Origin of the sequence: Parvularcula sp. LCG005, from assembly GCF_032930845.1 — a bacterium.
Lineage (GTDB): Bacteria > Pseudomonadota > Alphaproteobacteria > Caulobacterales > Parvularculaceae > Parvularcula.
Map to the genome: position 1 here is coordinate 1,950,857 of NZ_CP136758.1, position 24,477 is coordinate 1,975,333.

Annotated in this window: 20 protein-coding genes, 1 tRNA gene and 1 pseudogene; 9 read left to right on the forward strand and 13 right to left on the reverse strand. The window is 60.0% G+C overall.

The genetic code is table 11. From position 1 onward, the window contains the following. Positions 1 to 85: 85 nt before the first annotated feature. Positions 86 to 1,261 (reverse strand): pentapeptide repeat-containing protein, encoded by a 1,176-nt coding sequence (locus tag RUI03_RS09240; RefSeq protein WP_317287171.1) that lies wholly within the window; start codon positions 1,259 to 1,261, stop codon positions 86 to 88. Positions 1,262 to 1,373: 112 nt separating this feature from the next. Here RUI03_RS09240 and RUI03_RS09245 point away from each other — a divergent pair, with 112 nt between their 5' ends. The 4 genes from RUI03_RS09245 (at position 1,374) to RUI03_RS09260 (ending at position 6,318) form a co-directional block, all read left to right on the forward strand. Next, positions 1,374 to 2,813: a deoxyribodipyrimidine photo-lyase gene (locus tag RUI03_RS09245; protein ID WP_317287172.1), complete on the forward strand. Its 1,440-nt coding sequence runs from the start codon at positions 1,374 to 1,376 to the stop codon at positions 2,811 to 2,813. A 62-nt stretch (positions 2,814 to 2,875) separates the two neighbouring features. Beyond that, a tRNA-Ser gene (locus RUI03_RS09250) sits at positions 2,876 to 2,963 on the forward strand. 401 nt (positions 2,964 to 3,364) lie between these two features. After that, positions 3,365 to 5,572, forward strand: a complete 2,208-nt coding sequence (locus RUI03_RS09255; RefSeq protein ID WP_317287173.1) for a TonB-dependent siderophore receptor — start codon at positions 3,365 to 3,367, stop codon at positions 5,570 to 5,572. A gap of 65 nt (positions 5,573 to 5,637) precedes the next feature. Beyond that, positions 5,638 to 6,318, forward strand: a complete 681-nt coding sequence (locus RUI03_RS09260) for a Fe2+-dependent dioxygenase (protein ID WP_317287174.1) — start codon at positions 5,638 to 5,640, stop codon at positions 6,316 to 6,318. Here RUI03_RS09260 and RUI03_RS09265 read toward each other — a convergent pair whose 3' ends face one another. The 4 genes from RUI03_RS09265 to RUI03_RS09280 all read right to left on the reverse strand — a co-directional run bounded on the left by RUI03_RS09265 (position 6,319) and on the right by RUI03_RS09280 (position 9,285). After that, the gene (locus RUI03_RS09265; protein WP_317287175.1) at positions 6,319 to 7,188 is read right to left on the reverse strand and encodes an FAD:protein FMN transferase; all 870 of its coding nucleotides are present in this window, start codon (positions 7,186 to 7,188) and stop codon (positions 6,319 to 6,321) included. 91 nt (positions 7,189 to 7,279) lie between these two features. Beyond that, entirely contained in the window at positions 7,280 to 8,098 is an 819-nt protein-coding gene (locus tag RUI03_RS09270) for a DUF4198 domain-containing protein (protein WP_317287176.1), read from the reverse strand. Between the two features lie 13 nt (positions 8,099 to 8,111). Next, positions 8,112 to 8,615 (reverse strand): DUF2271 domain-containing protein, encoded by a 504-nt coding sequence (locus RUI03_RS09275; protein ID WP_317287177.1) that lies wholly within the window; start codon positions 8,613 to 8,615, stop codon positions 8,112 to 8,114. Between the two features lie 4 nt (positions 8,616 to 8,619). Beyond that, positions 8,620 to 9,285, reverse strand: a complete 666-nt coding sequence (locus RUI03_RS09280) for a PepSY-associated TM helix domain-containing protein (RefSeq protein ID WP_317287178.1) — start codon at positions 9,283 to 9,285, stop codon at positions 8,620 to 8,622. Between the two features lie 157 nt (positions 9,286 to 9,442). Between RUI03_RS09280 and RUI03_RS09285 the strand changes: the two genes are divergently transcribed. After that, complete coding sequence (locus RUI03_RS09285) at positions 9,443 to 9,919, forward strand: DUF3299 domain-containing protein (protein WP_317287179.1); 477 nt, start codon at positions 9,443 to 9,445, stop codon at positions 9,917 to 9,919. Between the two features lie 69 nt (positions 9,920 to 9,988). Then, positions 9,989 to 11,494 (forward strand): alkaline phosphatase, encoded by a 1,506-nt coding sequence (locus RUI03_RS09290; protein WP_317287180.1) that lies wholly within the window; start codon positions 9,989 to 9,991, stop codon positions 11,492 to 11,494. Here the strand turns inward: RUI03_RS09290 and hflX are convergent, their stop codons facing one another. The 4 genes from hflX to trkA all read right to left on the reverse strand — a co-directional run bounded on the left by hflX (position 11,495) and on the right by trkA (position 16,043). After that, positions 11,495 to 12,886 (reverse strand): GTPase HflX, encoded by a 1,392-nt coding sequence (hflX, locus tag RUI03_RS09295; protein WP_317287181.1) that lies wholly within the window; start codon positions 12,884 to 12,886, stop codon positions 11,495 to 11,497. A 1-nt stretch (position 12,887) separates the two neighbouring features. Continuing rightward, the gene (gene hfq / locus RUI03_RS09300) at positions 12,888 to 13,130 is read right to left on the reverse strand and encodes an RNA chaperone Hfq (RefSeq protein ID WP_317287182.1); all 243 of its coding nucleotides are present in this window, start codon (positions 13,128 to 13,130) and stop codon (positions 12,888 to 12,890) included. A gap of 105 nt (positions 13,131 to 13,235) precedes the next feature. Further along, positions 13,236 to 14,648, reverse strand: a complete 1,413-nt coding sequence (locus tag RUI03_RS09305; RefSeq protein WP_317287183.1) for a potassium transporter TrkG — start codon at positions 14,646 to 14,648, stop codon at positions 13,236 to 13,238. 21 nt (positions 14,649 to 14,669) lie between these two features. Then, positions 14,670 to 16,043 carry a Trk system potassium transporter TrkA gene (trkA, locus tag RUI03_RS09310; RefSeq protein ID WP_317287184.1) on the reverse strand — a complete coding sequence of 458 codons (1,374 nt, stop codon included), beginning with the start codon at positions 16,041 to 16,043 and terminating at the stop codon, positions 14,670 to 14,672. Between the two features lie 158 nt (positions 16,044 to 16,201). Here trkA and RUI03_RS09315 point away from each other — a divergent pair, with 158 nt between their 5' ends. Continuing rightward, positions 16,202 to 17,326: a patatin-like phospholipase family protein gene (locus tag RUI03_RS09315; protein WP_317287185.1), complete on the forward strand. Its 1,125-nt coding sequence runs from the start codon at positions 16,202 to 16,204 to the stop codon at positions 17,324 to 17,326. Positions 17,327 to 17,329: 3 nt separating this feature from the next. Here the strand turns inward: RUI03_RS09315 and RUI03_RS09320 are convergent, their stop codons facing one another. Continuing rightward, positions 17,330 to 18,622 (reverse strand): adenylosuccinate synthase, encoded by a 1,293-nt coding sequence (locus RUI03_RS09320; protein ID WP_317287186.1) that lies wholly within the window; start codon positions 18,620 to 18,622, stop codon positions 17,330 to 17,332. A gap of 155 nt (positions 18,623 to 18,777) precedes the next feature. Between RUI03_RS09320 and RUI03_RS09325 the strand changes: the two genes are divergently transcribed. Continuing rightward, on the forward strand, positions 18,778 to 19,611 hold the full coding sequence (locus tag RUI03_RS09325) for an outer membrane protein (protein WP_317287187.1): 834 nt from the start codon (positions 18,778 to 18,780) through the stop codon (positions 19,609 to 19,611). A gap of 7 nt (positions 19,612 to 19,618) precedes the next feature. Here the strand turns inward: RUI03_RS09325 and serA are convergent, their stop codons facing one another. Further along, positions 19,619 to 21,199 (reverse strand): phosphoglycerate dehydrogenase, encoded by a 1,581-nt coding sequence (gene serA / locus RUI03_RS09330; protein WP_317287188.1) that lies wholly within the window; start codon positions 21,197 to 21,199, stop codon positions 19,619 to 19,621. A 62-nt stretch (positions 21,200 to 21,261) separates the two neighbouring features. Continuing rightward, on the reverse strand, positions 21,262 to 22,413 hold the full coding sequence (locus tag RUI03_RS09335; protein ID WP_317287189.1) for a phosphoserine transaminase: 1,152 nt from the start codon (positions 22,411 to 22,413) through the stop codon (positions 21,262 to 21,264). Between the two features lie 282 nt (positions 22,414 to 22,695). Here RUI03_RS09335 and RUI03_RS09340 point away from each other — a divergent pair, with 282 nt between their 5' ends. After that, a complete protein-coding gene (locus RUI03_RS09340; protein ID WP_317287190.1) occupies positions 22,696 to 23,682 on the forward strand; it encodes a DMT family transporter in 987 nt (328 codons plus the stop codon). Here the strand turns inward: RUI03_RS09340 and RUI03_RS09345 are convergent. Beyond that, positions 23,672 to 24,470 (reverse strand): annotated as a pseudogene (locus RUI03_RS09345) (PhzF family phenazine biosynthesis protein). The gene RUI03_RS09340 and the pseudogene RUI03_RS09345 sit on opposite strands and share 11 nt — an antisense overlap. Positions 24,471 to 24,477: the final 7 nt, after the last annotated feature.

Below are 24,477 nucleotides of genomic sequence, written 5' to 3' on the forward strand. Positions count from 1 at the left end.
GCGTCAGCTGCCGGGGTCAAGCATACATAGCGCGACATCCCAAACGTTCAGTGATGGGCCCCGGGACTACGCCCGGGGCGACAAGCTAATTTTGCGACTCGTCATTCGGCTTCCGCTCAGGCGGCGTGCCCCATTTTTCGCGTGGGAGCAGTTTCATCGGATCGTCTGGGTCTGTGCACCAGGATTTGTCGAAATCGTCAGCAATCATCCCGTCAGGCAATGACACCGGCGGTATTCCCGTCGGCCATACGCCACGGTTAATTTGGGACCACGACAAATAGGTGGCTCGGCCCAATATCGCCCGGCTTAAAATTGCGCCCTCTAAATTAACTTCATACATGAAGGTGCCTTCCAAATTTGCTTCCCAAAGCGATGCCTTCGCTAGATTTACTCCCCCTAGGTTCGCTCCGCGTAACATACACCTCTCAAAAACCCACCCGCTAATGTCGAAGCCGCCAAAACCATCGAATCCATCAAGCCAAGCACCGCGCAAATGAACTAACGCATCGGTCACACTTTTAGGCCGCTGTGTTGTCAGTCGACTCAAGGCCTTCATAGCCGCTCTAACGGGTTCGGTGGGACCGAATGCAGTTCTAGGGTTTTTCGAATTTAACTCGTTTTTAGCAGATGCAATCCACCTCTTCCTCGGCAAGTAGGTATACGCCCCCTCTTCATCCTGCGCATTCGTCCGATGACGGATGTAGGCGGAAAGAACCTCTACCACCGTTTTGTAATAGGCCCCACCATCCTCGAGTGCGAGGCGTTCGAGGGCATAGATACCGCCCATACGGACGGAATCGTCAGAGTCTTTCAGCAGCTCAACCGCTTTGACGAAACGCTCGTTCCGTTCCGCCTCGCGATTGGTGCCGGTGTCGATCCGCGCCAGCCGGGTGCGGGTCGCAGAATTTTTCAGCTGGTAGAGGCCGAAGACGGCACCGACCGCGCCGGCGAGGCCGAACATGAGCGAGCGGAAATCATCCCACCCGTAGCAGGCCTCTGGCGTCCGCCGCAGGTCATAGGTCGTGCAGGTCAGCGTCTGCGGAATGAATGTTGGATGCCATTTATCCGCCACGATAAAACCGAGACCAGCGGCGACAACGAACATCATCACAACGAACACGCAGAGGAAAAAGTATTCCAACGGGTCCTGCTTGCGGCGCTCTTCATTCAGCCATCGCCAAAGAGAGGCAAGGCTATGCCAAAGCTGCGATGCTCGCCGCCGCAGCCAAAACCCCGGCCCCGTCTTCTCCTCATCCGCCATGCTGCCTCCCCGCCTCGCGCGCCAGCCTTTATCCCGTGATGCTGCGCCCCTGACCACCCCCGCGCGTTTTGCCGCATCTGGCCCCCGGCGCGACGCCGACTAGATCGTCCCCATGACGAACAAGCCCGCCCTGTTGTGGCTCCGCGAAGACCTACGGTTTGACGACAACCCGGCCATGCGCGCCGCCGCGGAGAGCGGGCGGCCCGTCATCTGCGTCTATATCCTCGACGATGACACGCCGGGGGATCAGAAAATGGGCGCGGCCCAGCGCTGGTGGCTGCACCACTCCCTCACCGCGTTCAAGGATGACCTGAAAACCCGCGACGGCAAGCTGGTCCTGCGCCGGGCCGATCCGCGTGCCATCATTCCTGCGCTGGTGGAGGAGACGGGGGCGGAGGCCGTGTTCTGGAACCGCCGTTACATGCCTTGGCAGACGGAGGTGGACAGCGACATCAAGGCGGGCCTGAAGGATGACGATATTGAGGTCACAACCTGTAACGGTCGCCTTCTTTATGAGCCGTGGGAGATCAAGACCAAATCCGGCGACCCGTACCGTGTCTTCACCCCGTTCTGGAAATCCATGCAGGCGATGGGCGATGTGCGCGACGCCCTGCCCCGGGTTGACGCGCTGAAGGCGCCGTCAAAAACACCGTCTACGGACCGCCTGTCCGACTGGGACCTCCTGCCGACCAAGCCCGACTGGGCCAAGGGGTTCGGGCCCGTCTGGACACCGGGGGAAAAGGCGGCGCGCGCGCGCCTGCGCAACTGGCTGAAAGGTGCGGCGGCGGACTACGCCGATCTGCGCAATAGGCCGGACCGTGACGGTACGTCCCGCCTTTCACCCCACCTGCATTTTGGGGAGATCAGCCCCGTGACGGTCTGGCACGCCGTGAAGGAAGCCATCGACAAAGGCACGGTGCCGCACAAACAGGGCGACACCTATCTGTCGGAAATTGCGTGGCGCGAGTTTTCCTATGAACTCATCTACAACAACCCCAAAATGTTCGACGAACCCCTGCAGGAAAAATTTGCCAATTTCGAATGGCACAAGGACAAAAACGCCCTTGAAGCGTGGCAGCAGGGTAAGACGGGCTACCCCATCGTTGATGCCGGGATGCGGCAGCTCTGGACGGAAGGGTGGATGCACAACCGTGTGCGGATGATCGTCGGCAGCTTCCTGATCAAGGATCTGGGCATTGACTGGCGCGAGGGCATGGCCTGGTTCTGGGACACGCTGGTGGACGCTGACCCGGCCAACAACACGGCGCAATGGCAGTGGGTTGCCGGATGCGGGGCCGATGCCCAGCCCTTCTTCCGCATTTTCAACCCGACCTCTCAGGCGGAAAAGTTCGACCCCGAGGGCGATTATATCCGCAAATATGTGCCCGAGCTGAAAGACCTGCCCAAGAAGTACATTCACGCCCCGGAAAAGGCACCCGATGAGGTGCTGGAAAAAGCCGGCATCACGCTGGGTGACACCTATCCGGAGCCGATCGTCGATCACGCCAAGCAGCGCGAGGAAGCCCTCAGCCGATATAACGATATCAAATAGAAAACTTCTGCCCGTGCGGGATTGCACCCGACGCCAACATGATTATAGTCCGGCGCTCCTGCGGAGGAGTGGCAGAGTGGTCGATTGCGGCGGTCTTGAAAACCGTTGGGCTTCACGGTCCCGGGGGTTCGAATCCCTCCTCCTCCGCCATCTTATTCGGTCATGCCGCTTGGTTGCTTGAGGTCACGAGCTACCGTGTTGGGCCTCACCCAATAACTTTGCATGATCCGGCAAATTGATGGTTTGCCGGCCCTTCGTCAGGGATATTGCGGAGGCTGAGCTGTGCCTTACTAAGTATGCCGGACCTCACGGTCTATCGAGCCCTTCCCGAGCAACAGCTCACTCTCATGCCTGCCCGTCGCCAAGTCTATACGGCGAGAGGCATGAGCATCCGCACACAGATGATATATTGTGAGCCGGCGCATCGCTGCCCTTATTTATATGACATCCAACAGTCCGCGCTTCAGAAGAATTTTCAGATTCCGGGCTTGACCCCGCCTGTCCTCGCGTTCATGAGATTGCGAATAATTCGCAATATCAACGAGGGCAGAATGACAGACGCAATCACCAGACCAGGCAGCACGGGCGCCAAGAAAATCTTTCACGGCACAGCCATGGCGCTTTTCGTGGCCGGCAGCGGGGCCAGTGCGATCGCCCAACCGCTCGTATCCGACTATGATGATGGCGACGTCATCACGGTCGAGGGACAGGCCGGCGACTACAAACCTGATTCCAAATCCCCCAAATACACCGCTCCCCTGCTCGACACGCCTCGCTCTGTTTCGGTGATTTCAGAAGACGTCATGCGCGACATGGCGGCCGCGTCGCTGTCGGATGCGCTGCGCACCGTGCCAGGCATCACCATGGCCATGGGCGAAGGCGGGCAACCCTTCGCCGACCGCCCCTTTATCAGGGGCAGCGAGAGCACGTCGGGCCTGTTGGTCGATGGCCTGCGTGATTCGAGCGCCCAGTCGCGAGACGTCTTCAACCTGGAGCAGATCGAGGTGGCCAAGGGTCCCAACGGGGCGTTTGCCGGCCGCGGTGCGCCGGGTGGCAGCATCAATCTCGTCACCAAACGCGCGAAGGCGGAGGATTTTCTGAATGTCTCCCTGCGCGGCGGCAATGCCGACCAGAAACGCGCCGAGATCGACGTCAATCAGGCGCTCACCGACGATCTGGCTCTGCGGATCAACATGATGTGGCAGGAGTCAGATGTCCCGGGCCGGGATGCTGTTTTCGACAATCGCTGGGGGTTTGCGCCCACCGTCACCTGGGGCCTGACCAAGGCCACAAAAGTCACGGCCAGCTTTGAACATTATGAGGGTGAAGCGCTCACCGACTATGGGCATCCGCTTGACCTTGTGACCGGTCAGCCCGTGGAAGGGATTGATGCGGACAATTTCTATGGCCTGATCAATCGCGACTTTAACAATACCAAGCTGGACTCAGGTATTTTTGAAGTATCGCATGACCTGAATGACCAGGTCACCCTGCGGAATATCACCCGGCTTTCGAAATCGACCACTGACTATATTGCAACGAACCCTGATGACAGCCAAGGCAATGTCGCCAATGGTCTTGTGTTCCGGAATACGAAATCCACCAATGCCAGCACGGAAACGCTGGTCAACCAAACGGATCTGACCGCACGGTTCGTGACCGGCACGATTGGCCACAGCGTCGCAACGGGTTTCGAATTTTCCTCGGAGGAAACTGACCGGGCAACCTATTCGGTTGATCTGAGCGCGCCGGGCGGCGTCACAATCCCTCGTGGCGGCTGCGATGCGTTCGGTGCAGGCCCCTCCAGCGGCTATAATTGTACGGACCTTTACAATCCGGACCCGACCGACCCATGGACCGGCCTGATCACGCTGAATGATCCGACAACCACTGAAGTGGACACGATCGGCGCCTATGTGTTTGATACCATGACGCTATCGGACCAGTGGCTGGTCAATATCGGTGTCCGTTTCGACGACTTCTCAACCGAGACCTCCACCAATCTGTCCAATGACGATCAGTTCGTCACCTATCAGGCAGGTGTGGTCTACAAACCGCGTGAGAACGGCAGCATCTATGCCTCCTACGGCACTTCCGCCAACCCGTCAGGTGTGACTGCGGGCGATGGGAGTGAGAACCTGTCCCTGTCCAACGAAGACCTCGAGCCGGAAAAAGGTCGGAACTATGAGATCGGAACGAAATGGGAGCTTTACGGTGACCGGCTCTCACTTAATGCTGCATTGTTCCGCACAGAAATCGTTGACGATCACGTCTCGGTCGAAGCCGGCCGTGGTGCACCACAGGAGGCTATTGGCGAAACCCGGGTTCAGGGCCTTGAGCTGAGCGTCGCCGGTCAGATCACGCCGATCTGGAGCATTTTCAGCGGCTACAGCTATCTCAACTCTGAAATTGTGGACGCCGGACCAGTAAACACGGACTATGTGGGCAACGTCCTGCCCAATACGCCAGAGCATAGCTTCAGCCTGTGGACGACGGTTGTCCCTACCGATCGCCTGACCGTCGGCGGCGGCACACAATATGTCTCCGAGCGGTTCGGCAATACCGCCAACACCAAGAGCGTCGATGGATATTGGCGTCTCGACGGTGTTGCCACCTACGCCCTGTCCGACAAGGCCTCGTTCCAGCTCAACGTCCAGAACCTGACCGATGAGCGCTATTACGAGCGGGTCTATGCAACCCACATGGCGACGGTCGCCGCGGGTCGCTCGATCACCGGGACACTTCGCCTGTCCTTCTAAACAAGGTATCATGGGTCCCTCCGCTTACGCGCGAGGGGCCCAATCTCATTTGAGGACTGATTTTTATGCTTGTGTCTATTCCTGATGTTCTGACAGCTGATGAAGTCGCCACATTGCGCCAGCTCATTGATCAGGCGGACTGGGTCGACGGCAATCAGACCTCAGGCGCCCAGGCGGCACAGGCGAAGCGCAATGAGCAATTGCCAGGCGATAGTGACATCGCCCGACGAGCCGGCAATTTTGTCCTTGATCGCCTTCAGCAACACCCCACTTTCATCTCCGCGGCGCTCCCGCTCAAAGTCTATCCGCCCCTGTTCAATCGCTATGCGAGCGGACAGGCGTTTGGCAATCACGTGGACAATGCGATCAGACCGTTGCCCGGCAGCGATCAGCGCATACGGACGGACCTATCTGCCACGCTGTTCCTGACGTCGCCCGAAGACTACGATGGTGGTGAGCTCATCATCGATGACACCTATGGCAGCCATTCGGTGAAGTTACCGGCCGGACACATGGTCCTTTATCCATCAAGCAGTCTGCACCGTGTCATGCCGGTCACGCGGGGTACACGCGTCGGATCGTTCTTCTGGACCCAGAGCATGGTGCGAGATGATGGCCAGCGGACCTTGCTTTATGAATTGGACAGCACGATACAGTCTCTTTACGGATCTAACCCTGAGAGCCCTGAAATCGTTCGCCTGACAGGCATTTATCACAACCTGATTCGCCGCTGGGCCGACGCCTGATCAGGCAAGCCAGCTCTCTGCGCGCGATGAGAGAACAGGCTCATGCCCCTGGCGAAGGAAAATGGCGCCGAGATTATTCTCATTTGCAAGGGATAACCCCTGCTCCGTGCCCGCAGCGAATAAAGCCGTCGCCCATGCGTCTGCCATCGCGCAGGTTTCATGGATGACGGTAACGGATCCGCCCGAGGGCTCAGGCACCGTTGAGGCCTGTGTGACAATATGGGAGAGCGTGTGGCCGTCGACCACCACCTGCCGCGCCGTGTCGCCGGATGTGGCAAGGGTCAGTCCCATCAGTGCAACGTCAACAATTGCGCCTTCAGCATGAACAGGCTCCAGCCGGACGATCCACGGCGACCGATCGGGCTTGAAGCCCCTTCCCACATATTCGCCGCCAATCTCGACCAGCCCGTGCTCTATCCCCTGAAGCCTCATCACGTCGGCCATGCGATCGACCGCGTAGCCCTTTGCAATGGCGTTCAGGTCGAGGTCATATCCAGACTGTTTTATCAGTGTGCGGCCATCATAGGCGGCCAGCAGCCCGCCCTCGGTGGGTGCTGAAGGCGATGCCGTCGCCAGTCCTGAGGGCGGAGGGACGAAACCGCGACGCGCCACCTCTGCACCAAGGCCCGGGTCAAAGGCGCCTCGGCTTTGACCGTGCACGATCTTTGCCATGTCCAGCAGTCGGACAACTGACGGCGGCACCTCGCGGGAACTGCCGGACGGCGACCCATTGAAACGCGATAGCCACGAGGACTCTGACCACGCACTACACAGCGCAATCAGGTCGTCGAACATGGCTTCAAAGCCTGCTCGCAGAGGGCCTTCGAGCGCCACGTCACTGACAAAGTGGGCAGACCAGTTGGTTCCCATGGTGTGGCCTGTCAACGATTGGACGGGCACATCCAATAGCGGCGGTGCGGCAGGACCGACACCGCCGTCAGGTATCAGGAACAATACGGGCTTAGAGATCGAGGACCTCAAACGTCAGGACATAGGACAGTCGCTGCGTCATGGTGATGCCCTCGACTGTGACTTCGCCTTCTGCCTCGGTCTCGAGCCAGTACGTGCCGGGTGCATCCATGGTGAAGCTGACCTGACCGCTCTCATCAGTGGTCAGTTTCTGCTCATCGACCTTGTCTCTGTACCGATCATCACCACGAACAATCGTCACTTCGATACCTGCGGCGGGCTCGCCATCGCGAAAGAAGCCGAACGTCGCTGGCTCACCGGTGACGATGTCATTCGGGTGCGATACAGGGTCAAGCTCCAGCCCTTTGCCCGTCATGGAGAGATTGTCCGTTGACGGCGCACCGAGTGTGACCATGGTCTCAATGCGGCGATAGCTTTGAGTAATCTCGGCGCCGGGCTTTTCAGCGTAGCCGCCACCGATGATCTCATCAAAGCTGCCGCGCTTGCGCTGGCGCTCACCATCTTCCTCCCAGGCGGCGAAATAGCCAATGCCGCCATCGGCGATGCGATAGGTCCCCTGCTGGTCAAGCTTGACGTCGAAAGCCGTGCGAATTTCGCCCTGAACCGCATTGACGATGTCGACCGTGCTACCATCCGGTGCCGTCACAATGATGCCGTCGGACCGCATGGGTCGATGGTTCGGATAGAACAGGTCATTGGAGACGGCCGCGTCGACCGTGATCCACTGCTCATCCCCCGAGAGGACAAATGTGGAGGGCAGGAACCAGGCCCGGTGCGCCTGGGCCACACCAAGGCTGGCGAGGACGGCGGTCCCCAGAAGGGCAGTCTTTTTAAGCAGCGATTTTTTCATAGGGGCGCTCCGATCAATTGTTCGATGAAAATGTGATTTGTCCGAGTTCAGACGATCCGGTGGCAGAAACATCAATGTCGCCAGGCCATGTGAACGGCAAAGATACGACTTCACGCCCCCCTACCTCGCGCGCCGCTTCGACCATCATGATGTAATCGCCCGGCGCGAGCGCCTTCAGTCGCGGATCTTCCATTGGAACAGCGATGCGGTGCGTGCCCGGTGCCTTCGTCGGAGACGTGATGCCATCTACCGGCATGTCGAGCGAGCGGCCTGTTCGGCGCCACCATTGGCGAAGATCTTTCAGCCAGGTCTCGCCCTCGGCATCATCATCCTGCTGATAAAGAACAGCGATATTGGCAGCCACGGACTGGTCCGGCTTGGCGATCCAGGCGGCGATATAGGGGCGGTGATATTCCGCCACCGACAGCGCCGGAATCTCCACCGTCAGCTCGACGTCACCCGCCAAGGCAGGGCCGCTCAGAAGTGCAGCAGAAACAGTGAGGGGGATAAACTTCATGATTTTACCTGTGTACGAATAAAATGAGCAGGATCACGGGGATCAGCAGGCCGCCCGCGACGAGCGGCCAGGTGGAGGAGCGTTTGCCAGCGTGAATTTGCAGCAGCCAAAGCCCTGACAGCGCAAAAACGATGCAGGCGGCCGAAAAGATGTCGAGAAACCAGCGCCACGCCGCGCCTGTATTTCGGCCCTTGTGCAGATCATTCAGATAGGCCACCGCGCCTCGGCTGGTTGATACATACAGAACCTCACCGGACGCCCGATCGATGCTCACCCAGGCATCCCCGCCGGGGCGCGGTAGCGAGATATAAGCGTCAACATCGGTCCATTCGACTTCGCGACCTTTCAGATTGACGGAAAGCTCCCGCTCGAGCGCGCGCGCGACCGGGCGAGCCAGCTCATTGCTCGTCCCCTCCGTGGGCAGGTCTTCCATCGCTGCGACGACCACGGACGACAACGTCATGGTCTTTTCGACTTCGGATGGCTCGGTTTTGATCTGGTGGGCGTGATTGAGCGTGATGCCGGTCACGGCGAAGAGGATGATGCCGATCAGGCAGATGGCGCCGGACACCCAGTGCCACGTACGCGCCTGGCGTTTCCAGAAGCCGCTTTTTGGCTTTTTACGGGATCGGCCCCCGGCGTTGATGGCGTTGGACGGGGTAGACGACACGCGCAGCAGATCCTCGGCAAAACTTGACCTGAACCTGTTAATGCAACTCACTCGCAATGTCTACAAGCAGCCACTGGGCAAGTTGATGGCAATATCGTCACCTATTGGGCGGCAGAAACTCTATGCGCCCGGCAATGCGGTGCGCTAAGGCAGCGGTATGTGGACACCAATCATTGCCGCCATCGCTGCGGTCTCCCTTCAGGCCCAAGAACCCATCGTGATTTCTTGGAGCGATCTCATTCCTGCCGACGCCGCGCCCGGCGCAGAGGATGACACACCAGTCGACCATGACGGCGCGGGTCCTGCCAAACAGGTGGGTTCTGCAGATCCAGTCATGGATTTTGATCAACAGACGATCCGGATGCCCGGCTTCATGCTGCCGCTGGATTATTCCGATAAAGGCGAAGTGACGTCGTTCCTGCTGGTGCCCTATTACGGCGCCTGTATTCATGTCCCGCCGCCGCCACCGAATCAGATCGTCTATGTCGACACCAAGGCCGCCCCGGTGCAGGCCAAAGGTCTGTGGGATCCGGTCTGGGTCATCGGCACGATGCAGGTGAAGATGAACAAGAACGGCCTTGGCGACGCGGCCTACACATTGCTGCTCGACGAGATGATGCCCTACGACGACTGATATCTGTCGCGCGTTTGACACATTGGGGTCGTATGGCCCGCCCTATTCTATTCTATCGGAGTGACCCTCATGATTTCACTGCTTCTTTCCGCAGCGCTTGTGGTTCAACCCGCCCCTGCAAAACCCGTGGACTGGGTTGCAGTTGGCGAACAGACACTGGCGCAACGCAAGGCCGTCAAGCCGATCGATCACGGGGCGAAAAACGTCATTCTGTTTGTGGCGGACGGCATGGATATCACCACCATCACCGCCGGTCGTATTCTGGCTGGACAGCTGCAGGGCAAGTCGGGCGAAGAGCATGTGCTGGCCTTTGAAACGATGCCTCATGTGGCGCTATCGAAAACCTACAATGTGAACATGCAAACCGCCGACAGCGCCGGGACCGCAACGGCAATGATGACCGGGCGCAAGACCAAAGCCGGCGTCATCGACGTGGACCAGACAGTTCCGCGCGGCGATTGCGAGGCGTCGGTCGGCAAAGAATCGCCATCGATTATGGATTTTGCGGCCGCGCAGGATCGCAGCGTGGGCGTGGTCTCGACCGCACGGATCACCCATGCCACCCCCGCCACCGTCTATGCCCATGCGGCTGACCGGGACTGGGAATCCGATACCGACCTGCCTCGCGGCGCAACGTGCAAGGACATTGCAGCGCAGCTGATCGACGCCACGGCCTCCCTGCCGCTGAAGGTCGTGCTCGGCGGTGGACGGCGCAACTTCATGCCTGCCGAAATGCCGGACCCCGAATATGAAGGCCGCAGCGGCGGTCGTGCGGACGGCCGCGATCTGACCAATGAGTTCCTGACCCAGTCGGACGCCAATGCCTATGTCTGGAATGCGGAACAGCTTAGCGATCTGGACCACGACAAGGTCAATGCCGTGCTTGGTCTCTTCGAACCCAGCCACATGCAGTACGATGCCGATCGGGAAAAAGATAAAGGCGGTGAGCCGTCTCTGGCGGAACTGACCGGCTTTGCGATCGATCATCTGAGCAAGGATGAAGACGGCTTTTTCTTGCTGGTCGAGGGTGGACGCGTTGACCACGCACACCATGCTGGCAATGCCGCACGCGCCCTGAATGATGTGGTGGCCTTTGATGCCGCAGTCGCCATGGCTCTTGAGAAAACCAGTGCCGAGGACACGCTGATCATCGTCACCGCCGACCACGGCCACACCCTGGCGCTGCAGGGCTATCCCAAACGCGGCAATCCGATCCTTGGCACGGTCGTCAGTGTCGGGAGCAAGGGTGAGCCCCTCGACACACCGCTGGCGGCTGGCGATGGCCAACCCTACACAACCCTGTCCTACTCCAATGGTCCCGGATCCGTCTTTGCCAAGCCGTCCAAGGACGTGGCACCAACACGGCCTTTCGTATCAATGGAAGAGGCGCAGGACATCGACTACCAACAGCAGTCGCTGATCCCGGCGGCGTCCGAATCTCATGGCGGTCAGGACGTGTCGATCTACGCACGCGGCCCGATGGCCCATCTGATGGGCGGCGTTGTTGAGCAGAGCTACATCTACTACGTGATGCGCGAAGCCTTCCAGCCGACTGAAGCCGACACGCAGGAATAATCAGGCAACGGATTGGCGAGTGGAGCCAAAACTGCCATTCGCCGCCGTTTTCAGCGCAACATCAAATTTTGACCTGAACTGCCCCGCAGACTTCTCGCTCAACCGAACGGTGAGGCTGCGGGCATTGTCTTCATCCGCGTCAGCCGTCGACACGACGTCGCCATGGGCATGCAGCCAGGCTTCGGCCGCGCCGTCCTGGTCCCCGATGATCACGGCATACGCGTTATAGTCTTGGGTCAGCAGCGCATCGATGGCAGCATAGAGTTGCTCGACATTCTGCCCACTGACCGCTGAAACAGGCACGATCACCGGTTCATCAAGGCTTGCGTCCGACGTCTCTGTCCGCAACTTGGATATGGCCATCAGATTTACGCGTTCATCCGCGTCAATCATGTCGATCTTGTTCCAGACCTCGATGACCTGCTGTCCGTCGCCATCCTGCACGCCGATCTGCTTGAGAACGGACAGAACGTCCGAGCGCTGAGCGTCACTCTCCGGATGCGCGATATCCCGCACGTGGAGAATGATGTCAGCCTCCAGCACCTCTTCCAGCGTTGCGCGGAAGGAGGCGATCAGATCCGTCGGCAGGTTCGAGATGAATCCCACCGTATCGGAAAGAATGACCCGGCAGGCCCCAGGCAGGTCGACAGCACGCATGGTCGGGTCAAGCGTCGCGAAGAGCAAGTCTTCGGCCATGACGCTGGCGCCGGTCATCCGGTTGAAGAGGGTCGATTTTCCAGCGTTGGTATAGCCGACGAGCGCAATAACCGGGTGTGGCGCCTTCTTGCGCTTCGCCCGCTGCAATGTCCGGGTGCGTCGCACCTGTTCGATTTCCGCCTTCAGGCGGTCGATCTTACCTGCCAGTACCCGCCGGTCGGCCTCAATCTGCCGCTCACCGGGGCCGCCGAGAAAGCCTGCACCACCGCGCTGGCGTTCAAGGTGGGTCCAGGACCGCACGAGGCGTGACCGTTGATAGGTCAGGTGGGCCAGAGCCACCTGCAGGCGGCCTTCCTTGGTCTGGGCACGCTCACCAAAAATTTCGAGGATCAGCGCGGTTCGGTCGAGAACCTTGGCATGCCAGGCCTTTTCCAGATTGCGGTGCTGCACCGGGGTCAGCAGACCGTTGACAATCACGAGACCAGGACGCGGGTCCAGATCGTCAAGAAGCGCGCGAATGTCATCAACCTTGCCGCTGCCAAACAGCGTTGCCGGACGTGGATCGTTAATACGGACCACATCGGCGTGGTCAATGGTCAACCCGATCGCCGCCGTCAGGCCAACGGCTTCGGCCAAGCGTTCGGGGGATGTTCGCGCATTGGCTTCATACGCAAATTCAGGATGCAAAACGATGGCGCGATCGAACACGCCCTGTGGTTCAAAGTCGTCGGACAAATTACTCCTCGTCGTCCTCGTCCAAGCGAAGATCGAGCGGCTGAGCCGGCATGATAGTGGAGACGGCGTGCTTGTAAACAAGCTGAACCTGTCCATCACGCTTCAGGAGCAGACAGAAGCTGTCGAACCACGTGATAATGCCCTGCAGTTTGACGCCATTGACCAGAAAAACGGTCACATGAGCCTTTGATTTGCGGGCCTGGTTCAAGAAGGTGTCTTGTAGGCTTTGTTTTTTATCGTTCATTTCAATCACATTATAGCCAAATTGTTCAGGAAATAGTGCAGTGCACCATTCCATCTGTCTAGGCTTTTTTAGGCTGCAGCAGCTGTCGTGCAGGTTTGCACACTTTTAACCCTGCCAGAACCGGCGGTTTACAACCACTAGCAGTACTATGAGTTCAAGGCGTCCGGCAATCATGCCAACGCCGAAGGCTGTTCGCAGACCGGGTTCGAATATCAGATAATCACCCGTCATCAAGGGTGCCAGTGTCAAAAGCGGTCCGCTGTTCGAGATCACCGCCACGGCGGCGGTTGCGCTGGTCTCCAGCGAGTATCCGAAAAAGGCTGTCGCCAGCACGAGGATCGCCAGAAGGACGGCGAATGCCAGCGCGTGGATCCAGACGCCGAACTCGTTGGTCGATGGTGACCGACCGGACACCGCGCCCGGGTGCGTGAGACGCCAAAGCTCCTCCCCCGTTCGCTGGAAGGTCAGCAACCACCGCAGCAATTTGATCCCGCCAGCGGTCGAAACGGCCGCACCGCCGATGACGGAGGTGACAAGGATCGGGATCAGCGCTGGCGGTCGCCCGAGGGTGATCCCATTGGTCGACAGGCTGGAGACGGCATTGAAGGCCTGCGCCAGAAGGCGGTCAATATCGCCCGCCCCACGGGACAGCCAGAAGATCACCGCAATAACGGGAATCAGGATCAGGAAGGTGCGGGTCTCTGGGTCCCGACCATTGCGGATCCCCGTGCCGCGCCCCAGGACGCGATAGGCGATCACGACAAAGTTCACCGCCCCCAGGATCATCAGGATCATCGCGACTAGCCGCGACGGCACGTCATAAGCGGCAATTCCCTGCGGATGCGGCACGAAGCCGCCCGACGCGAGGAACGACATGGCCATGGTCATGGCCTCGATCACGCTGATACCCAACAGCATCAGCGCGAGGGCCCCAAAAGCGGCGATCGCGCCGTAGATTGGCGCGAAGGACCGGATCGCCCGGGCGAAGGCGCGAAGATAGCTGCCCTCCTCTCCGCGAGCGAACGGTGGGACCAGTGGCGCGATACCGATGAATTCCGGGCGGATGAATACGGCCGCGGCCGTCGACACTGATACCAGTCCACCAATCCACTGCAGGCTGGCCCGGTAGAGCATGTCATGATCCGTGGCGCGGGCGAGCGGCTCAGACAGCCATGCTCCGGTCGTCGTGATCGCCGAGACGGCCTCGAACCACGCCTCGCCAAAGCGCATTCCCTCGAACAGAAACGGTATGGCAGCCGTGACCGGCAGCACCGCCCAGAAGAACAGGAGCGCCAGAAGAAGCTCCCGCAGCCCACTGCGCACCGGGGCCACGGACCTCATTCCCGTGCTGATTGCCAAGCTCAGCGTGCCGACCATCGACGCGCCCATCGCGCCGAGCAGATAGCCGGAAAAAGACGCACTGCCAGATGTCCCTGCGAGAAGCGCAGGCCACAGCATCGCCACGGCAATCCCGAAATGGGAGTAGGCAATGAACCGGAGGACCGGCGCAAAATTCATCCGGTCTCCGCCATTGCTGGGTTAGAAATATTCAACAGAGACGCGGAACAGCTTCTCGACGGCACTGACATGTTCTTTCAGCGTCAGGAGGACGACAAGGTCACCCGCTTCGATGACCGTCTGTGCCCGCGGCAGGATGACCTCGTCGCCGCGCATGACCGACCCGATGATCACCCCGGACGGCAGATTGGCTTCGGACAGCGGCTTGCCGACAAGATCAGATGTTTCCAGCGCTATCGCTTCCACCAGCTCCGCCTTGCCATCCAGGATCGAGTAAACGGACTTGATCCGGCCCCGGCGGACATGGTGCAGAATCGTCGAAATGGTGATCGCGCGGGGATCGATCACGCGATCGATACCAACCGACCGGCTCAGGTCTGCATATTCCGGTTCGTTGACGAGAATATTGCTTCGTCTCGCCCCCTCCCGCTTGGCGATGATCGCCGAGAGGAGGTTCGTCTCATCGCTATTGGTGAGGGCGACCACCGCCTCTGCGTCTGCCACACCTGCTTCGCGCAGGATTTCACGGTCGAGGCCACTGCCCTGCAGCACGATCGTGCGCTCAAGCTTTTCAGCGATCTGCGCAGCCCGGGCGGGGTCCCGCTCGATCATTCGGATCTTGGATTGCCCCATGGATTCAAGCGCGGCGGCCACGTCGAATCCGATATTGCCGCCACCAACAATGATGATCCGCCGGGCGCGCGCCTGATCCTGTCCGAGGATTTGTATTGCGCGATCCACCCGCGACCGTTCGGCGACGAAATAGACCTCGTCCCCCGTCTGCAGTTGATCTTCAGAACTCGTCCGGAAAAACCGGTTGCCGCGACTGACCCCGGCAATGGTGATCTTCAGATCGGGAAACAGCTCCCGAACCTGCCCCAACGGCGTGCCAAGTATTGGGCAATCATCGGACAGCCGGATACCGACGGCCCAGATGCGGCCCTCGGCAAACGTCTTGATGTCAAAAGCCGCTGGCGTCGTGAGCCGCTGAAGGATTGCATCGGCCACTTCCTTTTCCGGCGAGATGACCACGTCGATCGGAATATTGTCGCGGCTGAACACATCCGCATATCGCCGGTCGAGATAGCTTTGGGCGCGGATCCGCGCGAGTTTTGTGGGGATCCCAAAGACAGAATGCGCCATTTGACAGGCGACGATATTGACCTCGTCCGATGCGGTCACGGCAATCATCATGTCCGCATCCCTGGCGCCGGCTTCCTGCAAAACATCAGGATAGGAACCGGAGCCAACGACGCCCCGCACGTCGAGGCGCTCCGTCACTTGCCGGATCAGCGCCGGTGCCTGGTCGATGACGGTCACGTCCGCCTTCTCCTGGGCCAGGCGCGCCGCAATACCGTAACCAACGCGACCAGCGCCGCAAACGATCGCTCTCATCGGGCGACCTCCTTCAGGCTCAACATTTAGGGGCCGCTTTTGCGCTACACCGGCCCGTCTGTCACGGGGGTGACCAAAATGCGTTCTGAGGACCCCAAATCGGCAGTCAGCCGTTAACATTGTTGGCCTAGCGTACCCATAAAAGAGGAAACGCACCCATGACCGAACGCAAAAGTGCGCTGGTCCTGTCCGGCGGTGGCGCCAGGGGCGCCTATCAGGTCGGCGTCATCAAGGCCTTGGCATCCCTGACCAAGCCCGGAACCCAACCCTTTCCCATTCTGACCGGGGTGTCGGTCGGCGCGCTGAACGCCTGCGTACTCGCCGCCGACGGCGACGATTTTCCCCGCGCGGCAGCTGAGCTTGAAAAGATCTGGCGAGCGTTGTCTTGCGACGCCGTCTACCGGACCGACTGGCGCGCGATGAGCGGCAACATTCTGGGCTGGCTTCGGGCCGCCGTATTCGGCTGGGCCGGTGCAAGGCCGCCCCGATCCCTTCTCGACAATGCGCCACTGCGCGATCTTCTCGACACCCACATCGACTTTGCACGGCTCAACAGCACAGTGGGCGAAGGGGCCCTGAAGGCGTTTGCGATCACGTCCTCATCCTATGCGACGGGCCGCGCGATTACCTTCTTCAAAAGTGAGCGGGATATCGAGCAGTGGCAGCGGGCGCGGCGTGAGGGCGTCCGCAGCAATTTCAGTCCAGACCACGTTCTGGGGTCATCCGCCCTACCCTTTGTCTTCCCGGCGATTGAACATGGCGGCATCTATTACGGGGACGGTGCCTTGCGGGAGAACGCGCCCCTGTCCGCCGCGATCCATCTGGGCTGTGACCGCATCTTCACCATCGGGGCACGGGACCTGGAACCCGACCCCGAAAAGCCCCAAGCGCACCCGGTTTATCCCAGCGTTGGGTATCTGGCCGGGCAGATGCTCGACATTTTGTTCAACGACAATGCCGACGCCGATATTGAACGGCTTAAGCGGATCAACTCCACGCTAGCCCTTCTGACGGACGAGCAGCGTCAGAACAGTCATTTAAGGCCGATAGAGATTTTCGCGATCAATCCGAGCACGGATATTCGGGAGATTGCAGGACGGCACAGCCACGAATTGCCAGCGTCCGTCAAAGCCATCCTGCGTGTCATCGGCGCGATGAGCGAGCCTTGGGTCCTGCCCAGCTATCTGACCTTCGAGCCCGGATATATTGGTGAACTGATCGACCTTGGCTATGCCGACACCATGGCCCAGAAGGCCCAGTGGCAGGCCATGCTGGGCATCTAGGCATTAGATCCCGAAGGGGTCCTTGACCAGAATGACGTCTTCGCGCTCCGGCGACGTCGACACCACCGAAACGGGGCAGTCGATCAGCTCTTCAATCCGGCGGACATATTTTGCCGCCTGCGCTGGAAGCTGCGCCCAGGAGCGTGCTCCAACCGTGGATTCGGACCAGCCTTCGATCTCTTCATAGACCGGCTTGATGTTCCGTTGACGGTCAATACCGGCAGGCAGATAGTCATATTCTTCGCCGTCGATAATGTACCCGGTACAAACCTTCAGCACGTCAAAACCGTCCAGAACGTCAAGCTTGGTCAGGGCAATACCGTTGACACCGGACAGTTTGAGGCTCTGACGGACCAAAGCCGCATCAAACCAGCCGCAGCGACGTTTGCGTCCTGTGACAACACCAAATTCGTGCCCCCGTTCGCCAAGGCGCTCGCCGGTAGCGTCTTTCAGTTCTGTGGGGAATGGTCCCTCACCAACACGGGTGGTGTACGCCTTGACGATGCCAAGGACGAAGCCGGTGGCAGCGGGGCCAACGCCGGATCCGGCAGAGACCTGTCCCGTCACCACATTGGATGATGTGACAAAGGGAAATGTTCCGTGGTCCACGTCGAGAAGAACACCCTGCGCCCCTTCAAACAGGATGCGCTTGCCGGCACGGCGGGCGTCATCCAGCAGACGCCAGACCGGCATTGCATAGGGCAGGATTTCCGGTGCGATTTCCATCAGCTCACGGTGAATCTGGTCCGCATCGAGCACGGGCTCACCGAAACCGGCGCGCAGGGCATTGTGATGCGCCAGCAGACGCTCGATCTTGCCCGGCAAGGTGTCAGGATAAGCAAGATCACAGACGCGAATCGCCCGGCGACCCACCTTGTCTTCATAGGCCGGGCCGATCCCGCGCTTGGTCGTGCCGATCTTGTTGTCCCCCGCCGCGCCCTCGCGCAGACCGTCAAGGTCACGGTGGAAAGGCAGGATCAGGCAGGCATTGTCGGCGATGGCGAGGCTGGTCGGTGAAATCGTCACCCCCTGCCCGCGGAGCTTTTCGACTTCCGTCTTGAACGCCCATGGGTCAACGACGACACCATTGCCGATCACGGACATTTTGCCGCCGCGCACGATGCCTGAGGGCAGCAGGGACAGTTTGTAGACCTTGCCGTCGACGACGAGGGTATGGCCGGCATTGTGCCCGCCCTGGAAGCGGACAACGACGTCAGCGCGCGCCGACAGCCAGTCAACAATCTTCCCCTTGCCTTCATCGCCCCACTGGGCACCGACGACTGCTACATTCGCCATGCTGCACTACCTTCGATCATGTTTCAAAACCGTGCGGACCATAGAAAGGTGCGCGCAAGGTGCAATGCCTTTTTGCCGGTTCGATTGGTTAAGAGCAGATTAACGCTTCTTTGGCACGCCGGTGACATCAATCCATCGTGATTTCGGGACCCGGCATGCGCCACCTTGCTGTCATCAGCGTTCTTTTTACCGCGCCCGCCATGGCGCAGGAAACGCCTGACGATGTCATCATCCCCTCTCCAAGTGAGTTGAAAGCCCGCCAGGCCTATGATGTGCTGCAACCACGCGCGGCCCTGCCCCGTGGACGCTCACAGAGCGCGGGCGACGCCCCCATCGTTCGCCAGCCCCGCTATTCGTCCAGCGGCGGCGTGGCCGCCATGGCGGCTCCGGTCTATCAAAGCCGTGCCTATCCGAAAGACACGAACGGCTCGCCTGCGACGCCGACGCAATATGGTGTCCATGCAGAGGTCAGAGCGGGTATCGACCACCCCGCCTCAGGGAATGTCTCGGACGATATCCTGCTCGGTCTTGGCGCTGGCTATGATCACGATTTTGGCAATTTCTTTGTTGGCGGGTATCTCGGTGTCGACTGGTCCGGCGCGGAGGGCGCACTGGACGAGGTGACATTCGCTGATGGCGGCGGTGTGTTCAGCGGGACGGACAGCCTTGGTCGCGAGATTGAGCTCGGCCTGCGCCTTGGGATGCAGGCGACGGACGATATCAACGTTTACGGCCTTGTCGCGCTGACGCGCCTGACCCGCACGCTGGACGGGGTGCTGGAAACGGAAATCGATGATGTGCCGGTACCGATCCATACGACAATCCATCACGATGGCTGGCGGTTGGGTGCGGGTTCGGAGATCAATCTGTTCTCAGATATCTTTGCGAAAGCCGAGTACCGGTACACGGACTACCGCGACAATGACGGCACCATCCTGACGCAAAACGCCCGCCACCAGGTGGTGACGGGCGTCGGCTTGCGGTTCTAGCAACAGCTTAGAACGTCAGCGCCTGAGCTGTCTTCACGTGGGCGAGCTTGTTGATTTTCTCGACCACTTCCTTGGCCACTGGGCCGTCCGTCGCCACGAGAGCGATGGCTTCATCGCCTTCGGTCATCCGGCCAAGGTGGAAGGTTGCGATGTTGATGCCCGCATCGCTGAGCACCTGGCCTAATGCGCCGATGAAACCCGGCTTGTCATCATTCCGGACAAAGAGCATGTTTTTGACAAAGCTGCCCTCAAGACGGATCTTGCCGAAGCGGACGACCCGCGGTTCGCCACCAAACAGCGCGCCGACATAGGTCCGGTCGCCTTCAGCGCATTTCATGGTCACGCTGATCGTCGCACCGTAGTTTGGCGACTTGTCGGTCGTCGTTTCGGACACTTCGATACCGCGATCGCTGGCGATACTCGGCGCGTTGATAAGGTTCACATCCGCCATCTTGGGCCGCAGAGCACCGGCAAGGGCCGCCGCCGTCAAAGGCTTGACGTTCAGTTTGCTGACAGATCCGGCATAGGAAACCTCGATCCCGTTGACACCTGCGCCCGACATCTGTCCCGCAAGGCTGCCCAGCTTTTCAGCCAGGGCGATATAGGGCTTGAGGCGCGGCGCTTCTTCTGCCGAAACCGACGGCATGTTCAGCGCGTTGGTGACAGCGCCGGTCAGGAGATAGTCAGCCAGTTGTTCGGCCACCTGAATGGCAACGTTTTCCTGCGCCTCAGACGTGGACGCACCAAGGTGCGGCGTACAGATGACATCCTCACGACCGAATAGTGGATTGTCCTTTGCAGGCTCAACCTCAAACACATCCAGCGCTGCGCCAGCAACCTTGCCGCTTTCCAGCGCCTCGAGCAGTGCCGCTTCGTCCACAAGGCCGCCGCGGGCACAGTTCACGATCCGCACCCCATCCTTCATTTTGGAGAAGGCATCAGCGTTGACCACATTGCGGGTCTGATCGGTCAGCGGCGTGTGAATGGTAATCACATCGGCGCGGGCGAACAGCGTGTCGAGGTCGACGCGCTCAACACCCAACGCAAGCGCACGCTCTTCGGTCAGGTAAGGGTCGAAAGCGACAACCTTCATTTTGAGACCCTGTGCGCGATCGGCGACAATGGCGCCAATATTGCCGCAGCCGATCAGGCCAAGCGTCTTGCCGAAGATCTCCTGCCCCATGAAGCGGGACTTCTCCCACTTGCCTTCATGGGTTGAGGCATTGGCTTGCGGGATCTGCCGTACAAGCGACATCATCATGGCGATGGCGTGTTCGGCCGTCGTGATGGAGTTACCGAACGGCGTGTTCATCACGGCAATGCCAGCGGCCGTCGCGGCGGGAATGTCGACATTGTCGACGCCGATACCGGCACGGCCAACAACCTTCAGGTTTTTGGCAGCAGCAATCACGTCATCCGTCACCTTCGTGGCGGAACGGATGGCCAAACCATCATACTCTCCGATAATGGAGAGCAGCCGTTCCTTGTCCTTGCCAAGGGCAGGCTCGAATGTCACGTCGATGCCGCGGGTCCTGAAGATATTGACGGCGTCTTCGCTCAAAGCGTCTGAAATAAGTACGCGGGGCATATGAAATCCCTATCGATCTGTGTGGGTACAAATGCGGCACATCTGGCGCCGCCCAGAATTTTCTAGAGTGCGGCCTTTTCTGACTGGAATGCCCAGTCGAGCCACGGCATCAGCGCCTTCAGGTCGGACGCTTCCACCGTCGCGCCGCACCAGATCCGCAGGCCGGGAGGGGCATCGCGATAGCCGCCGAAATCGAACGCCACGTTCTCCGCGGCGAGCTTTTTCTCCATGCGTTTCAGGAAGGCGCGCTGGTCGTCATCGGACAGGGCGGAGACCGCGTCGTCCACCACCGACAGACAGACAGACGTGTTTGACCGGATGGCGGGGTCGGCCGCCAGAAACTCCGCCCACGGCGTATTGGCTACGAAATCTTCAAGCACGGCGAGGTTGCTGTTGGCCCGGGCCTTCATGCCGTCAAAGCCGCCAATGCTTTCGGCCCATTCGAGCGCGTCGATATAATCTTCGACGCAGAGCATGGAGGGCGTGTTGATCGTCTCGCCCTTGAAGATGCCTTCAATCAGCTTGCCGCCTTTGGTCATGCGGAAAATCTTGGGCAGCGGCCAGGCCGGCGTATAGCTTTCCAGACGCTCAACGGCGCGCGGGCCAAGAATGAGGATACCGTGCTGAGCTTCGCCGCCCAAAACCTTCTGCCATGAATAGGTGGTGCAATCGAGTTTGTCCCACGGCAGATCCTGGGCGAAGGCCGCCGAAGTGGCGTCGCAGAGGGTCAGCCCCTCCCGATCATCGGCGATCCAGTCGCCGTTCGGCACCTTCACGCCGGACGTCGTGCCATTCCAGGTGAAGACGACATCGTGGCTCTGGTCTACTGCCGCGAGGTCGGAAATTTCGCCATAGGCCGCCACGTCGCTCTTGGCGTCGATTTTCAGTTGTTTGAGGACGTCCGTCACCCAGCCTTGGCCAAAGCTCTCCCACGCCAGTGTCGTCACCGGACGGGCACCAAGCAGGCTCCACATCGCCATTTCGAAAGCGCCGGTATCGGAGGCCGGGACAATGCCGATGCGGTGTGTATCCGGCACCCCAAGAACCGCGCGCGTCTTGTCGATCGCCAGTTTCAGGCGCTCCTTGCCCAAGGATGAGCGGTGCGACCGGCCAAGGCTCTCTGTACGGAGGGACGACGCAGACCAACCCGGGCGCTTGGCGCAAGGGCCAGAGGAAAAATTGGGGCAATTCGGCTTTTGGCTGGGCTGTTCCATGGGTCTCGCACATCTTTCAGTTCAGGCTGGCGAAATCGCCTGCCCTCATGGTGCGGCCTATTAGTAGATCAACAGGGCAAATGGCCATGGGCGAGCGGCCAGAAATTGCGTTTTTATTCCCCTCACCTGCGAAAAATCGCGTGCTAGCTGGTCATTGCACCGCGGATGCTGCGTTTCACCGCACCTCGCAAAATCCTTTCATCTGAAAGAATTGCCTCTTCGAATCACCGATCCCCCAAATGGCCTCTTGCGAGGCCGCGCACAGCGTTCCATGGGGCGGCGATGACGAGCGCACCTCTTTCCCCGACGCCCCAAAGCCCGACGGTGGGATCAATCACGCCGACACCGCAGCACTGGCTGATCCTGATGATCATTGTCGTATGCGGCGGGTCGTCCTTTTCCGGCATCCGTATCGCGGTGGAGACCGCTCCGCCGGCTGTCGTTGCTGCTGGCCGACTGTGGGTCGCGACCCTGATGTTGGCTGTTTACATGAAGGCCACAGGGCGTGAGATGCTGCCCTTGCGCGAGGGGGGCCGTCTGTCTCCGTCATGGATCTTTGCTCTGTTTATCGGGCTTGCTGGCTATGCTGTGCCGATGACGCTCTTCCCCTTCGCCCAGCAGCATGTCTCGTCGATGCTGGCGGGCATCTATATGGCATTCATGCCGCTGGTGACCGTTATCCTGGCAGCGACATTTGCGGACGAGCCCCTGACCGTCCGGAAGATCACCGGCTTTGCCGCCGGCACGCTCGGCGTCATCATCCTCATCGGCCCAGACGCGCTGAGCCATCTGCTGAGCGACAGTGTCATCGCCCAAGGCGCACTTCTGCTCGCCACGACCGGCTACGCCATTTCCAGTGTTCTCACCCGCCGCGCCCCGCCCGCTGCCGCCCGAAGCTTCGCCGTCGCCATCATGCTGCTCGCCGCTATAGCAGCGACACCGCTCGCCATCCGCGAGGGTTTGCGTGAGTCTGCCATCTCCATCCGTTCATGGCTGGCGATCGTCTATCTGGGGCTTGTGCCGACCGGACTGACGGCGATCCTGATTATCAATGTGGTGCGTGGTGCTGGCGCAGGGTTCATGGCGATGGGCAATTATCTGACGCCGGGGGTCGCCATCATCCTGGGCATGCTGATGTTCGGTGAGACATTGGAATGGCGCTTCCTTTTCGGACTGATTGCCATTCTGACCGGTGTCGCAATTGCCCAACCCGGTCCCATCGCCTTCCTGCGCGCCAAGCTGCAACGCCGGACCGCCGTCAGATCGTGATATCGCCGCGCATATAGGTGACGGCCTGGCCGCTCAGCAGGACGCGATCGCCGGCCAGTTCACAGCCGACATGACCGCCACGCGCGGACGCCTGGAAGCCGGACAGCTTTGTTTTGCCGAAACGGTCGGCCCAGTAAGGCGTCATCATACAGTGAGCTGACCCCGTCACCGGGTCCTCAGTGATCGACACGGTTGGTCCAAAAAAGCGGGAGACGAAATCGATATCGCCCTCTCCCGGCGCGGTCACGCACAGACAGTCTTCTGCGACGCCGTGCCCGCGATGGCTACGCACACTGGCAAGTGCCATCAGGTCTGGCGACAAGGTCCGTACCGCATCGGCATCTTTCAGGACCGCCATCAGATATTGGCCGGCCAGCATCTCTTCAGGCACGACGCCAAGGGCGTCCGACAGCCCTTCTGGCACATCGATTGGCACAGGAGGGTCCGCCGGAAAGTCGAGCCGATAGCCATCTTCAGTCTGCTCAACGAACAACGGACCGGAAAGCGTACTGAAGGTCAGGCGATCTGCGGTCTCGTCCGTCTCGGTCCACAGCACATGGGCGGCCGCCAACGTCGCGTGGCCGCAAAGCGGCACCTCCGCACCCGGCGTGAACCATCGCAGTCCATACTCGCCCTTCGCCCTCGGCCACGACAAACGCGGTTTCAGCAAGATTGTTCTCCGCGGCGATGGACAGCATGGTCTCATCCGGCAGCCAACTCTGCAGGATCAACACGGCGGCTGGATTGCCGGTGAAAATACGCGCTGCAAACGCATCGACCTGCCACATCGCCAAG